General features: G+C 42.6%; 9 protein-coding genes. All 9 read right to left on the bottom strand.

Annotated elements, in window-relative coordinates:
* Positions 1-25 precede the first annotated feature (25 nt).
* Positions 26-469 carry a hypothetical protein gene (locus JYJ62_RS10960; RefSeq protein ID WP_205342265.1) on the bottom strand — a complete coding sequence of 148 codons (444 nt, stop codon included), beginning with the start codon at positions 467-469 and terminating at the stop codon, positions 26-28.
* Positions 470-504: 35 nt separating this feature from the next.
* Entirely contained in the window at positions 505-996 is a 492-nt protein-coding gene (locus JYJ62_RS10955) for a hypothetical protein (protein ID WP_205342264.1), read from the bottom strand.
* Complete coding sequence (locus JYJ62_RS10950) at positions 977-1,534, bottom strand: hypothetical protein (RefSeq protein ID WP_205342263.1); 558 nt, start codon at positions 1,532-1,534, stop codon at positions 977-979. The genes JYJ62_RS10955 and JYJ62_RS10950 overlap by 20 nt, the downstream gene beginning before the upstream one ends.
* A gap of 20 nt (positions 1,535-1,554) precedes the next feature.
* Positions 1,555-1,908 (bottom strand): hypothetical protein, encoded by a 354-nt coding sequence (locus JYJ62_RS10945; RefSeq protein ID WP_205342262.1) that lies wholly within the window; start codon positions 1,906-1,908, stop codon positions 1,555-1,557.
* An 885-nt stretch (positions 1,909-2,793) separates the two neighbouring features.
* Complete coding sequence (locus JYJ62_RS10940) at positions 2,794-3,159, bottom strand: hypothetical protein (RefSeq protein WP_205342261.1); 366 nt, start codon at positions 3,157-3,159, stop codon at positions 2,794-2,796.
* 361 nt (positions 3,160-3,520) lie between these two features.
* Positions 3,521-3,967 carry a hypothetical protein gene (locus tag JYJ62_RS10935; RefSeq protein WP_205342260.1) on the bottom strand — a complete coding sequence of 149 codons (447 nt, stop codon included), beginning with the start codon at positions 3,965-3,967 and terminating at the stop codon, positions 3,521-3,523.
* Positions 3,968-4,034: 67 nt separating this feature from the next.
* Positions 4,035-5,246, bottom strand: coding sequence for a hypothetical protein (locus JYJ62_RS10930; protein WP_205342259.1), 1,212 nt, complete (start codon positions 5,244-5,246; stop codon positions 4,035-4,037).
* A 129-nt stretch (positions 5,247-5,375) separates the two neighbouring features.
* Complete coding sequence (locus JYJ62_RS10925) at positions 5,376-5,846, bottom strand: hypothetical protein (RefSeq protein WP_205342258.1); 471 nt, start codon at positions 5,844-5,846, stop codon at positions 5,376-5,378.
* Positions 5,843-15,985: a hemagglutinin repeat-containing protein gene (locus JYJ62_RS10920; protein WP_205342257.1), complete on the bottom strand. Its 10,143-nt coding sequence runs from the start codon at positions 15,983-15,985 to the stop codon at positions 5,843-5,845. The genes JYJ62_RS10925 and JYJ62_RS10920 overlap by 4 nt, the downstream gene beginning before the upstream one ends.
* Between the last annotated feature and the right edge of the window lie 9 nt (positions 15,986-15,994).

Here is a 15,994-nt window from a genome sequence, read left to right as displayed (position 1 = left end):
GTTATCCATTAGATAACGGAATAGGTTATTTGTGTTTATCAATGAAGTAATAGAGGGCACCGGTTTTTTTGATAACTTTCGCTATTTGAGTTTGCTTAGCATCTAAACCTGAGTAAACGATATGTGTGTCTGACAAATCTAAATCTTTTACCGCATTAGAAATCATCGCATAGTCTAGAGACGGATTTTCACCCATTATCACTAAAAAACTATTTGGTGTTTTTCTCAGAAAAATGAATGCATCTCTCAAACCAGTTACAATCCTGCCACCACCGGCACCGATAACAATCTGATCACTTACCATGCCACTGCTTGAAATCTTATAACCCAGTGCTTTAGGTTTTACTTTTCCTGAGTCCATTGTCACTGCATCTATCGCTGCTTGATAAATTTCATCATCTGATTTTTTCTCAATAGCAGCACAACCACTGAATACGACGACTAGTAAAGCAATTGCTAACTTTTTCATATTCTTCATCCCTGAAAATATTTTCGATAATAAAACTAAGGTAAGCACTCAGGTGGGGGATTATTAAAATCCATTCTTTCGCAGGCAGCAGGGTTCGGTGCGGTATCCTTACAAAACTGATAATTTATTGCACTCTTACAATAATCACTACTGAGTCTTTTTTCTATACTAGGCTTTGGTATATTAGCTCCTTTCTGACACGCAGCTAAGTCAGGCCAATTCATACACCACACGTTGTGATTTTCTCTCTTCCCATTAACAGAAACAAGTAAAAAATATCCTGCTTGCACCATACAAATATAAGTTAGCGCTGAATCATTAATACTAATCATATCCCCAGATGGGTTCTTCCCACCGCACTCCAATAACTTTTTCTTTATACCAATCTCATCATCACCAGCTTTTTCCCAAAGCCTATAATAATCCGGCATTGGCTTATCAATATTAGAGATACTATAATTACCAGAACACCCCCAAACAAATACATTTATAAAAATAATTAATATTTTATTTTTTATTTTTTCCATATGATTCTACCTGTATTGTTTTCGATACCCCATATGCACTTTCACAACCATCTTTTCCAACGCCATAACAACTATGTACTGTAGGACCATTTTTAAACATATTAATCCACTCTTTACCCTTGCTACTGTTCTCTGGTCTTTTATCATATGAATAAGGATTCCCTCCTATAATACCGCCTTCAAAATCATCTTTATGATTTTGAAGGTTGACTGTGTTTTGCTTTCCACCACTCAACTCATATAACAGTTCAGCAGCCTTTTCTGCACCGTAGGCTGCTCCAAAAAAATTTACAAATGTATTACTTAATACGCCCGCAGCAGTTGTACTTAAAGATGAAAGCGATTCCATTGCATTGCCGATAGTCATACTACCTCGACTGTGCGCATCCAACTCAAGCACTGACATACCATGCTGCCGCATAATTTCTGTGAATTCTTCCATTGAGTTGGTCAAACCCCAGAAATTATTTTCAAGGTGTTTCTGATAGCCAGCAACCATCAACTCAGCTACCGAACTATCCGCTTTAGGAAATGACACAATGTATAATGGGCCGCCTGTTAATTCAGGATTATTCTGCGCTGCATATATAGCAGCACCATAAGGATCATTAAATATACCATTTGCAGCAACATGTACCTTGCCTGAATCATTAGCCTGTAAATTTTTTTCTCCTCAAACGAGAGTTCACGAATCTTCGGGGTTCCATCTGCATTTTGTTCAGGCTTTCCATTTCTACCCAGAATCACCTCATACATTTTATGTTCTTTAATAAACATAGTATGGTATGCATCATCAGTAAACTTAACTATCTCAGCAAAAACAGCCTGTTTAATAATCCGCTCGGCTTCGGCCTCACGCTCTAAAGCTTGGATATTTAAACGTTCTGCTGGTGTATGACTAGGCTGTCTCATGGCTGCAGTCTTTTAGATAGCGAATCACCCGACGCATAGCCAAGCCTGATAAATAATACTGGCATAATCTTCGAGCATAAGTTCTGGGTTGGAGTAGTAATGCCATTTACTAGAAGCTCGACCATTTATACTTAACCCTAAAGAACCCCCGATTAAAACTTTATCTCCTACATTAATACTTGACAGAAACTCAATAGAAATAAAGTCCCCATTTGTATTGTTTTTGTAATCAGGCCAGTTTCCACAAGGGGTCGACTTCACAAAACTAGGCATATCAAAGGTTGCACGATTTAAGTCAGTTATCCTATTTTGAGCACGCTCACATAAAGGATAAGTTACTGCTCCAAGCTTAGATAAGACACCATTTTTAACTTGATAACTACCGCAAGCTGATAATAAAATATAGTAATTAAACCTCCATGTCTTACATATTCATCAAAGCTTCTCAAGTAACAAAAACTACAAATCTATATTTATTTAAAGTAAATCCATATTAATTCAACCCTAATCAATCAAATTATTAACCTGTAATTCTGCTATAAAAACCAAAAAACCAGGTAAATAGTCAGACGGGACAGTATTAAAATCCATTCTTTCACAGGCTGCAGGGTTCGGTGCCGTATCTTTACAACATTGATAGATGGTGTTTGGTTTGATCCGATTTTCTATCGAACAAATAAATATTTCAAGCTTATTTCCAACAAACATCTCCCCCCCTGTAACGCAACTAGTTAAGTAATCACCAAGATAATTACGAGGAAGACAATAAGTCTTTTATTAAGCGCTTTCAACTCCCTCTAAATAATATCTCCAATACTTGCCATGCTTCAGATGGCAACATTTCTGATATGGAAAAGAGCAGAAGTAAGCAACGTCACTGTTTTATTATTTATTACAAGCTGGAGTAGCCTGCAGAATAGAATTATCACAACGCCCTGTATATCGATAGCCTTTAGTTAACATACAGCGCTGTATTGCATCGTATTTCAAATTGGTTTTTTCGTGATAGCTTTGACCTGTATCACTAGGAGACCTCTCAACATAATACCAACCTTTGCTATCCCCCCCGCACTCAACCCAACCCTGAGTTAAGTCTGCTGTAGAGCTGCTATCTTTTTGCCAATCAGCTCGCAGCGGTACACTTTCACTTAAGTTTGGATTCCCGTTCATCCAAAAACCACCTATTCCACAACCAGTTAATATAAAAGCCTGAAAAAAAAGTACACAACCTAAGCTAAAATAACTTTTCATTTTGCCCCCTTTATTAAGACTGAAATCGCTTGCCATACTGGAGCAGGTAATGCATCTGCAGCTGCAAAAGGTGCAGAGATAGGAATGGCTGCAACGCTCCACGCTTCCTGTCCATACTTAGTTAATTGGAAGCGGCCACGCTCGGCATTACCGCTTTGATCATAAAGACCGCCAAACTTTCCTCCTATCATATCGTGCGGTCCGGCAAAGGTTGGTCTATAGATTTTTTCATATTGCTCAACTTATCGCATCGATCCACGCATTCAAACCAAGGTTGACCAGACCAATCGCCATAGTCTCTGACACGAAACCAAGAAATTTTATCGGATGAAAAAAACCATCGTTTTGGATTTCTTAGAAATTAAAACCCATAAGCTTCACCATCGCTATTAACGTACATGTATATATTGGATGATACCCTTGGGTAGTTATCGGTACATCTTTTTGATGTGCCGTGATTAAGCATCATATGGGCTGAACAGTATTGATAGTTATAGCTTTTTGAATAAGCCAGATAACGCCCATTGAAAGCATGCGTAATCTCCCATTTATACTCTTTAAGTAAAGCCGGATGACGATAGCGTCCTGTTTGCATTGCACTAGAATCCAAATCGACAGGAGCATCCCTATCCTCTCTCATCGAAAACACGGGGTAATCTAAAGGGTCGATACGTAGATATTTATCATTCGTTGAAAAACTCTCATCACCAGCTTCATACGCATGATAGGCAGACTCAGGAAAACAGCCCTGTATAATTAATATTGATAAAAAGACACTACTCTTTAATATATTTTTTATAGTTTTCAAAATTATGCTCCCAAGATTTAATCGAGATATTTTTTCATTTCAATTAAATAATCTTCCTTGAAAAAAATTACTCAATAATAAAGCTAAGGCGCGGGTGACCTAAAAGCAAGCCTGTCATATCAATTACAGTGCCATATTGCGCATGTTTGCGAATCCCAAAGCCATCTTTCGGACGTCTTTCATACGAGGGAGAAAGCCCATACCAGTTTCCTGGATAAGAAAAAGGTGTATCAATCACCCGAGGTCTTAATCTAAGTAATATTTCCTTCAACTCTTTAAATTCATACTCAGAAAGTAGACGAACATCCTTTAAGAAAGGACCTTGCCCGTAATTTAAATACGTATATTTATCTGCATATAAAAAATCATCAAATACACTTATATGTTCTTGTGAACCTGGCCTGCCAATCACCTCTCCTTTTATTGTAATCAGGTCATATAATCTTTCAACTTTGGGTAAGTAAGCAATATCATGCCCGCAATCTTTTAAATAACGGACCGTTCTGCGCATATCAGTATCGCCACCCAAAAACTGACCTTGAGCACCGGATGTATCGTAAAAAAGCTTTGAATCACGGCAAATCTGTTCACGCTTAGACTTATACTCTGCCAGAGTTTCAGGATCAGCTGGGTTGATCTGCATACTGTCTAAAATAGGTTCAATCAATACTTTTTCAAAGTCTGTGCCACCTGTACTACCGCTGGGTAAACGCTCCCATGCATGCAGATGAATGGGATAAGGGTAACCACTGACAGTCTCCCAGCAAAAGTAATCCATACGTCGAGAACGTAAAAGCCCATTATCAGACTCCACCGGTAAGCGTAAACAACGCATACCGGCTCGTTCTACCCAAGAGTATTCGACAGCCAGTTGATACCAAGGCCAAGCCTGATAAATAATACTGGCATAGTCTTCGAGCATAAGTTCTGGGTTGGAGTAGTAATGCCATTTACTAGAAGTTCGACCATTTATACTTAGTCCTAAAGAACCACCAATTAAAACTTTATCTCCCATATTAATACTTGAAGGAAACTCTATAGAAACTGAGCTCTTATCTATATCCGTTTTATAATCTGGCCAATTTCTACAAGGCTCTGCCTTCACAAAATTAGGCATATCGAAGTTTAAGCGATTTAAATCAGTTATTCTACTCTGAGCACGCTCACATAACGGATAAAAAACAACTCCTGCTTTTGAAGCAACCCCATACTCAACTTTATGGATCCCACAAGCTGACAATAAAAATATAGTAATTAACAGAAAAAATTCTCTCATCATTTATTCAACATCTGCATTTTACTTATTTATCAAAAATTTTAAATTAAAATCTTGCAGTCCTTGCAAGTAAAACTATATTTTTAAAAAGCTCATAGAGTTATTTATTAACCAGAATTCTTACTGCTAAAATCAAGGCAAACACTCAGGTGCTGGGTTATTAAAGTCCATTCTTTCGCAGGCAGCAGGGTTCGGTGCGGTATCCTTACAAAACTGATAGCCCCTCTTCCTCTTGCAGTAATCGCTATTAAGTCTTCGCTCTGCACTCGGTGCAGGTATCTCTGCCCCAGGCTGACAAGCGGGCAAGTTCAATTCCGGCTGTGTTGAACAAATTGACGCATAATCTCCGTACTCAAATGTATAGCCAAGTCTGCGCATACAAACCTCAACAATAGCGTGCTCATTATCAGTCATTGAAGAAAAGGCTTCTCCAGTACCGGCTGGAGTTGGCTCTCCGCACTCCAATAGAGCTTTTTTAACGTCAATCAGAGACATTCCCGGCTTAACCCAAAGAAAATACTCATAAGGAACTGGCTTAAATGCTTTTTCACATCCAGTGAATAAAACAACGTAGCAAAGCCCAAGAATTAAATACCTAATCACCTGGGTTTACTCCTCTGTGCTTTTATTTGAATCGTTTTTGGCTCACCATAACGTTCATAACAGCCTCTTTTACCGCTTCCACCACAACTATGTACCGTTTCTGCACCTGAAAACATATTGATCCATTCATTAGCTTTACTGCTATCTTTCGGCCGCTGATAATAGGTAGCTGGATTTCGCCCTAATACTCTGCCAACAAAGTCATCATTGTGATTTTGTAGACTTACGTAATCTTTAGCTCCACCGCTAAGCTTATAGAGCAAATTAGCAGTTTCTTGTGCATTAAAAGCTGGACCGAAAGGGTTGATATCTGTATTGCTTAACACGTTTTTAGCGCCATCACGCTCCATTGACTTCATTGCATTACCTAATGTCATTGAGCCACGACTATGAGGACTCAGATCTAAACCTTGAGAGCCATACTGATACAAAATATCTTTTACTTGCTGCGTGTGATTAGTAAGCCCCCAGAAATCACTTTCTAAAAACTTCTGATAACCTGCTACCATTAACTCGGATATAGCGTTACCAGCTTTTGGAAATGCTGATATATAAATAGGTTCTTTTTTATTCTCACTATGTTGTATGGCATACAATGCCGCATCATACTCATTGTTAAAAATGCCATTAATAGCCATTTGTATTTTCCCATTTGAATCCAGCTCCATATGTCTTATATCTTCTTCCGTCAGCTTATAAAGTAAGGGTTTATCTTTTTCTTCATAAATAGTATTACCCTCACCATCCTGTACAACTTTATAAGCATCTGGCTCTCGTCCAAACATCGTATGATATGCATTATCAGTAAACTTAACTACCTCAGCAAAAGCAGCCTGTTTAATAATCCGCTCGGCTTCAGCCTCACGCTCTAAAGCTTGGATATTTAAACGTTCTGCTGGTGTATGACTATTCTCCGTATCACGATTAAGATATGAGATTGTCTGCTCTGTTGTCTGTCCAGTTCTTTCAATCTGCCCCTCCTCATCTCGAATCTTAACTTCTCCCCCACTTATCCCACTTAATGTTTGGCCTGATGAACTATCTTTAGCTGAGCCTTGATTTAAAACGTTACCAACAACACCTTTGGCAACACCATATTTACCCTGAGAAAGCATATGACTACTAAGATTTACACCTTTGCTAGTTGCTTTGGCATTAGCATAATTACTAATATCACTGAAAGCTAAAGTATTAGTTTCTAAACGATTCAGATTGTTTTCTACTGCACTATCACTACTAGAAATAATAGCCCCAGTCAGATCAGTATGCCCCTGCACCTCAATCTGAAAGCCGCCATCGCCGGCTTTTATGCCAGACTGCTCAGTAACGCTAGCGTAATCACCTTTAACTTTACTGCTGTTAAGACTGCCGCTAACTGTACTGGCACCTGCGCAAAAACCTGGGATACATAAGCTTGCTCCAATACTAGAACCACTGTTTTTTGAGGTGTAAATACTAGTGTCTTGCAGGCTTTCAAGGGTTAAATTACCGCCTACTTTGGCTGTGACTTGCTCACCTTTAACAACAGCACCTTTCAGCACTGTATCTCGACCTGACTCAAGAACAACTTGGCGACCGGCTTCTATTTGAGTGTTAGTCCATGTGCTATCACTGCCATCACTCTTTCCTCGAAACTGGTTGGCAGCTAAGTCCAAACTAAAGCCGTTTTGAGCGCTGCCAATACCCAATCCTATTCCAGCACTCCAGCCGCTACCGCTATTTTTACTGTTTTGTTCAGCAGTATTTTCAGCAGCAAGTAGTAAAATATTACGATCTGCTTTTAGATTAATATCTCTCCCAGCATTAACTGTGCTGCCAATAATTTGCACATCACTATGGGGTGTTCCACTGGCCTGTATATGCACATCACCACCAGCTGTAACAGAGCTAGCCACCACATTACGACTCTGTTGAGTACTTTCGCTTTTACTCTTTTCATGACTCAAGCTAACGCTAAACTTAATGCCTGTCGCATCACCATCGACGATTGCTTTAGCATTGTTGTATGCTGTCTTTCCTTGCATCGCAACAGTTGCTGCTGCTAGCGCTTGCATACGCGGATCATCAGTATGCGTTGCTGCACGCCCTACTTGCTGCATGCTTAGTGCTGCATCAACAACAGGAATATTAACCGCACTACCTATTGCCGTGCGGCTTGAGCTTTGTTTCTCACTATGATCTAGCGTGTCATAGCCTGCAACAATACTGACCTGCTGCGCCTGAATGCGGATATCACCTTCAACAGCGACAACTTGACTGGCTGTTTGCTGATAATCCTCTCCTGCTTGAAGATTAATACCGCCATTCAATGAAGCCAACTGACTACCACTTTGCTGGGTAGTGTGGCCTTGTGTTTGCTTTTTATGTTTAACCTGCCCAACCGCTGGCTGCCACACTTTACCTATATCACCCGTCTGAGTACGGCTTGATGAAGAGGCGTAGCTGGCACTATTTTCCGCGCTACTGATAGCTAGATTGCGACCCGCTGAAATACTCATATCTTGTTCAGCAATTAAAATACTGCCTTGGATTTGATTATCGCGACCACTGATTACTGTTAAATTATCTGCACTGATATAACTGCCAACAGCGTCTGTGCTAGTTTGTCTAGCCTCTGCTTGTTTTTGAGTCTGCGTCAGTAACCCGTGGTTCGAAAAACTCAATCGACTGGATTTTTCAGAACTGCTCTGAGTCGATTGTTGCTCGGCAGCCACTAGCTGGATATCTCTTTTTGCATGTAAATAAGTATCGGCCTCTGAACGGATATCACTGCCTGAAATAAGTAAGTCTCGTCCAGTACGGATGACAACATTCTGTCCAGTAAGCATGCTACCAACAGCTGTTGTTTGGCTTTTCTCGCTGGTTTTTGCCTTACTCGATACAAGGCCTTTCTTCGATTTGGCTCGCGCTTGCTGGTAGCTATCCTGAGCAGCCAGTAACTGAATATCGTTGACCGCCTGTAACTCAAGCTTCCCCTCAGCACCCAAACGTACGCCTTCCGCTATAAAATCATCACCACTGTATATGCTCAAATCGCTCCCAGACGACACAGATGAAACCACTGCAGTATCACTTAAACTTTCATCCATACGGTAACTCTTACGCCCCAAACTGCCCTTCTTCTTTTTCTCAGAGAAAGCGTAGTCATAGTCTTGCTCGGCCAGCAGCTGTATTTTCCCACCAGCAACCAAATAAGCTTCATCGTTAGCAGCAACAGAACTAGACACTAAGGTTAAATCTTGCCCCGCTACAGCAATAAGTTGACCACCCACTTGCACTTCAGTAGCCACTTGACGTACTTGGTCACGTTGGCTGGTAGTCTTTTTACTTTGACTATAGTAATGACTTTCATCCACAGCCGAAGCTAGAGTCAGATCATTACCCGCAATCAACTGCATATCTTTGCCTGATTCAATGCGACTGGCGATTATGGTTAAATCGCGATCAGCCTGAATATCCAGACGACCGCCAGCAAGAGTTTCACTGCCCAGCTGCTGGCTTTGTGCATTCAAGTAATGATTGCCACGGCTTGTGCTATGGCGCTCTTCCACTGAGGCCAGCGTGACATCTCGGCCAGCGCTAACCTCAAGGTCAGCTCGACTATCTAATACACCACCTAGATTTTGCACATCGCGGCCTGCGCTTAAGGTTAAGTTACCTGCCGCTTCAATACGTGCAGCACTGTCAGCAAAGCTGCTTTCCCAACGACTATTGCCCAAAACACTGTCATGACGTGTAACCGTACGCTCGTTAACAATATCGCCAGTTCGCGCAGTGAGATCAACATCTCGCCCCGCTAATATGCCACCTTGACGGTTATACAGGCTGTCTTCGGACTGTAAGGATAAGCGCTCACTCGCTTCAATTAAGCCGCTATTGCTGATGTTTTGTGCTTGCGCGGTGAGGCTGTGAATCGCACCTAAGGTACCTTGATTGCTTAGATCACCACCACTGATCAAGGTTAAATTACGTCCTTGAATTAAAGCGCCATTGGGCGCTAAGCGCCCATCAGCCTGAGCCATATACAACACAGGGGTAAGGACTTTTTCACCCAATACTTCACGCTCTTCCAGCCAAACAATATCGTGGGTTAAAGCAGCCACTTGCTCTGCATTAAGTGATACACCAACAGATAATTGCAGCGCTTCTTTACTGGCAATGGCGTTATCCATCAAGTAGCGGTACATAGCCTCATCGTTATCAATACCTGCAATAAAACGCTGTCCGGTGCGAGCAACTAGGGCTTCACGCATCAACTTCTGCTCATACAGTCCATCCCCTAAACGCTTTTGTACATGATCTGCACTTAAGCCAAGACCATCCAGCAAATGATCACTGCTTAAGAACTGATTAATACTGGTCAGTGCAGGGTTGGTTTCAACCAAATAGTGATGCCCATTGTTCTGGCCTTGTACATTTTGCAGGCTGCTAGGAACAACTTTTACTTGGCTTCTTTCATAAGAATCATCAGTTGTACTCGACCCAATCAGTTGACTGCTGAGCACTATATGCTGCTCAAAAAATGAAGAGCCTTGCTGTGTTAACTGAGCGTCACGTGCGGAACCCTTACTGGCAGTAGAGTTAGCGTCGCCTGCTGCTTGCGTCTGCATCTCTTGTACTGATTGACCGCTTAAACGGAACAAGCCTTTATCACCCGTGGGTAAGTTAAAGCTTGGTAAGACTGTAGGATCAATTTGCTTTTGCTGAACATCAGCTGGTAATTGTGAGTTGATACTCACGTCTGTTGCATAGTTACCGCCTGGAGTGCCGTTATCCTCTCGGGTACCGCCGCTGACGTAGCTGTAATTTGGGCGAATAACACTGTTTTCTAATGTTTGTTGCGCATTAATTGTCAGATTGCCACCAGCTTGGATAATCGCTGAGTATTCTTCACCCGCTAATGGGATTTCAATAAGCTCGCGTCCAGCAAGATACTCTCCTTCCATACGTCCAATGAAATGGCTAAGATCCTCTTCAACTGAGCTTTTCTGCACACCAAGGCCGTGCATAGCATTAAATTGATTGGCTAAAAATAAGTAAGTGTAGTAATTAGGTTTACGTCCTGAAACAAAAATACGTTTTGCTTCAATATCAGCGGGCTTAACCCCAATATTGCTCACTTCATTAAATGATAGATTTAAATCCCCACCACTACTGATTAGACTGCTGCTGTTTAACAGGCTGTCGCCAGAAAACGAAAGGGTTCCACCTGCTAATAAATTAGACGCTGCGCTGCTATTAACCACGTCCAGTTTTTCACGCTCGGTGATTTCCCAAACCCCTACACGACGCCCATTGCTACCCTGTTTACAGTCACCGTATGGATTATAAGGACCACGGCAAGCCAGCTCATTAATAACAACACTGTATTTGCCCGTGTTTTCAACGTCTAAAATATCACGACGATTTTCTACAAAAGCACTGTACAAACTAAAATCATGCGCCGCTTCAATCCCCCCAGAAACATTCTCCACCCGCTGCGCTTGGTTGTTGTTAACGTAACCTGCTAAATCAATACTGCCTAAGCTATATATATCGGCATAACGGTTACTCAACTGCTCAACCCGCAAAACCATATCCGCACCGCTAAATATCAAGCCATTGTCATTCGATAAATACGGCGTGCTGATACTCAGCTGTTGTGCACTGCCTAAGCTGCCTTGATTATTTAACGCTTGCGTATTAATTACTAACGCCCCAGCAGCGCTGATATGTCCTTGGTTGGTCAGTTGTTGACTATCAATACGTCCAACAGCGTCACTGTAAATCACCGCTTGCTCACCCAACGTAAACTGATTGGCTGACAATTGCATAGTGCCTAAGCTTGTCACTTGGCCATTACCGCTGTAATTGCCAGTGAGCTGAAGACTCAAGTCACCATCACTAGCAATCAAACCATCATTGATCCACGTATCACCAGTCGCAGTTAAAGAATGGCTGGCAATTAATTGCCCCGAAGCAGTTTGTGTAAACTGGCCGATATTGAGTGTCAATGCACCCGCCTGGAAGACTGTGGAGTTTTCCCAACTATCGCTGGTAACCAGTAAAGTTCCTTGCGATGCAAGTGTGCCGCCAACATTGTCAGCATGACCGCTCATGACATCAAATTGGCCGCCGCCTGCATGCGCAACCGAGCCTGATTGGTTAAGTAGATTAGGTGCATCCAAAGCAAAGTTTGTATTGCTGGTTTCTATGCTGCCATTGCGGTTATCAAAAGTACTCTCGGTACGAATTACGCTGTCGCCGGTAGAAGCCAGCATGCGTAAACGACCTTGATTGTTACTCACCGAATCAGCGGTCACATACAAATGATCGGATTCAACAATGCCAGATTGATTGTTTAGAGCGCCGGTTAGACTAAAGTCAATAGTATTCGCTGCAATTTGTCCTTGTGCACTGTTATCAAGGTTATGCCCTGAGACGATAAGCTGTTGCTGCGCATAAATACCACCACCCTGATTAGCGACTTCATGAGCGTCAATTATGACGTCTTGCCCTTGAACAGTACCGGCGTGGTTATTGACTAAACCTCGAACGCTTAAAGTTAATCGGTCAAGCAAGCTAGCAAAGATACCTTCTTGGTTATCTATTGTTTGCGCTTGCACCGACAGGGCACCCTGTTCACTGATAATGCGCCCATTGTGGTTGACCAGTTGCTGCTTAATCTCTAAATCAAGTTGATCACGTGCCTGTATTAAACCATTGCTATTACTCAAGGTGTCAGCCTGTACCGTTACACCTGAACTCTGGCTGTAAATAGCACTTTGGTTATCGATGTGCTGAGCCTGTAACTGCAACTGATCGGTTGCCGCAATGATTGCACCTTGCTGATTATGCAGATGCTGCGCAAATACAGACAGCAAGCCCTCGCCAGCAATTACGCTGTTGTGGTTATTGACCGTATTGGCTGTTAACAGCAGCTCCTGACCGCTAATGATGCTGGCACTCTGTTGATTTAATAATTCCTTAGCCAGGGTTATAGCCAGTGTTTTCTCTGCACTGACCTGACCTGCGCTGTTAAAGAGATTGTCTGCATGCAGCGTTACATCTAAAGCAGAAATCTGACCTTGTTGGTTATCAATATCACCCGCAACCTGCAGCTCGACGCCTGCCTCTGATGAAACAATGCCTTGCTGGTTATCTAAACGTCCTGCCTGTACCTTTAAAGACTGCTGGCTAACAAATGCACCTTGCTGGTTATTATTGATAGACCCAGCAACCTGTACAGTTAGCTCTCCCATCTGACTGGACAGCGTGCCGTTATGTTGGTTTTGTAAGCTGTCAGCAGACACATGCACGCCTGCTAACCCTGATAACAAGCCTTCTTTTTGGTTATCAAGCTGCTTGGCATAAATATTGAGCTGCTCATTACTGATAATCACGCCACTTTTGCTGTTATTAAGTGCCGCAGTCGCTATCTGTAATTGCCCATCTGCTAAAATCGCACCCTCTTGACTGTTATCCAGCTGCTTATTAACCTGCAACAACAGGTCTCCTTTGGCAACAAGCATGCCTTTCTGACTGTTATTGAGCGTTTCTCCGCTAACCTGCAAATCATGGCCTGCTGACAGCAAGCCCTGCAGGGTGTTGTCAATAATCCCTTCAACCCTTAATTGCAACGTATGTCCGCTGCTGATGAGACCGCCCGCATTATTCAATTGCTGTGCATTTAAGACTAAGTCGTTAGGTGTCGATATCTCACCACCTTGGCTGTTATTAAGTAGACCAATCTGCTGTAACTGCAATTTCGGTGCGTAAATCAATCCGCTTTGGCTATTATTAAGATGACCATTAGACAGGTTGAGATAAATAGCTTCGCTACTAATCAGTTCACCGTTATGGTGCTGATCGAGCTGATTAAGCTGCGCGTGTAAGAGACCTTTACTGAGCAACAACCCTTGATCATAATTATTTAACTGCTTGGCTTCAATGTTCAGCACACCATCACTGCTAACAGTGCCCAACTGTTGATTATCCAGCCGTTCAGCTTGAATATTTAACGTTGTTCCCGCGCTGATCAGGCCTTGGCCACTGTTATCAAGAACCTGAGCAGTCAGATTCATCTCGCCTGCACTGAGTATTTGCCCTTGGCTTTGTTGCAACAACTGCGTACCTAGAGTTAATGCCCGTCCTGCAGACAACTCGCCGTTGGCGTTATCGATCGTCTGTGCAGTCACTGTTAAGTTATGACCAGCAGCAATCACACCTTGAGTATTGTTCAACTGCGCGTGATCCAGTCGAACATTATTAGGGCTGGCAATACGTCCTCTATCATTATTAAGAGTGTGCCCCTGAAGCGTCACTCCCGCATCAACAATTACGGTTCCTTGCTGATTATTGAATTGATTGACTGTCGCCTCTAACACGCCATGACTTAACAGCAAACCATCAGCACGATTATCTAAGCTATCGCTATTGATACGCACACCATTATTGCCAACAATCTGGCCGTGCATATTATCGATGAAGTGTGCATTAATACTGAGCAAGCTCTGCGCGTCTAAAACACCACCGGAATTATTTAATCGCTGCACATCAAAATGTAAATCTGTGCCACTTAATACACGGCCACCACCATGGTTATTTAAGCTATCTGCTGTTATCGCGAGAGTTTGTGTACCTTTAATCACACCTTGAGCACTGTTATCCAGATGCCTCGCACGGACTGTTAAATTATTATCTGCAACAACAATCCCTGACTGACGATTATCCAGTTCGTGGGCGACAATCGATAAATCAGCTTCACTGATAACGCGACCACCCTCGCGATTGTCCAATACTTCAGTGTTCACCATAAGCTGCTGTTGGCTAGAAAGTTCACCTTGATTACGGTTATCAATATGCTGTGCAGAAACCTCAACCGTGCCCGTAGCGGTAATCAACCCTTGCTGATTATCAAGCTGTTGAGTACGCACAGTTAAGTCAGCATCAGCAACAAGATAAGCCGCCTTATTCGACACCCGTTCTGTAGAATCAATCTGCAAATGATGGCTGGCGATAACACTACCGTTGTTATTTAGCGTGGTGCCTTTTATGCGTATATCAGCCGTTGCGTTTAAAGTATTGTCTGCTCGCAAACCAGCTTCTATTAAACCGTGGTTATCAACCTGCTCTACGCTCAATTCAATGTCATTGGCGGCAAATAGATTGCTTTGATTCGTCAGTTTTTCTGCTTGAACCTTGACTTGATCGCCAGCATAAACTTGCTGAGTTAAATCAACCTCTTGCGCATTCACTGTGAGTTGCTGTGCGGCACTTACACGCGTTAGCGTTAGCTTGCCACGGGTATCTACTCTAATATCACCAGCACTGCTAGCCATATCACCGGCCAAGTTCACGCCGACACCCGTTTCAGTACCGAGTAAACGAATAGCGCCAGCGTACATGCCTCCCAGCGCGGAGCTATCAATAGCAAAGCTGGGCTTATCTTCTGGATGCTCTACTTTTGCAGTGGTCTCGAGGGTTTGCGCGTCCACACTGTTACGACCGGTAATAATATTCAGCTCATTGGCATGCAGTTCAGCGTTAATTTTTGCGCTGCGGGTAATCAGATCAAATTGACTGATATTCGTCGCATTAAGTCCTGCGCCAGCAATTTCAATCTGTCCACCGGCCACGTCATAGCGCGATAATTGACCCTGTTCAATCACTGGCTGTCCGCTAGCCAATGAGACATGCGGCGTATTGATAAAACCGCAACCATCACAGGTGATGCCATGCGGGTTTGCTACGACCACATGTGCTTGGTGACCTGCGACCTCGGTGTAACCTTTTAGCTGACTGGCTTGCCCACCATTAACCTCATTGAGAATCAGCTGCGCAGGCTGACCTTGTAAGTAGCCATTGCCAATAATAATGCCGCTCAACAGCGTTTGCGTAAATTTTTCAGTACTGTTATTTAAAATCAACCCTTGTTGATCGACGTTATAATCGATGAATTTATTATGCGATAAGCCCTTTTCATTAGGCTTCGCAATAATAACCATCGGCACACCATTACCCGCTTGAGTCATGTACGTATGACCACCAGCACTGGCATCCACACGCACTCCTGCGGCAAGAGAACATAACGGCTGCAGCCACATCACACTGATTAATGTATGGGCGGTGACTTTAAATAAACGGCTATGCGTATTCACACTGAAATC

This window comes from Denitrificimonas caeni (genome assembly GCF_905120345.1).
In the GTDB taxonomy this organism is placed as follows: domain Bacteria; phylum Pseudomonadota; class Gammaproteobacteria; order Pseudomonadales; family Pseudomonadaceae; genus Denitrificimonas; species Denitrificimonas caeni_A.
Note: the sequence above shows the minus strand (reverse complement) of the source record. Positions and strands in the feature narration are given on the sequence as shown.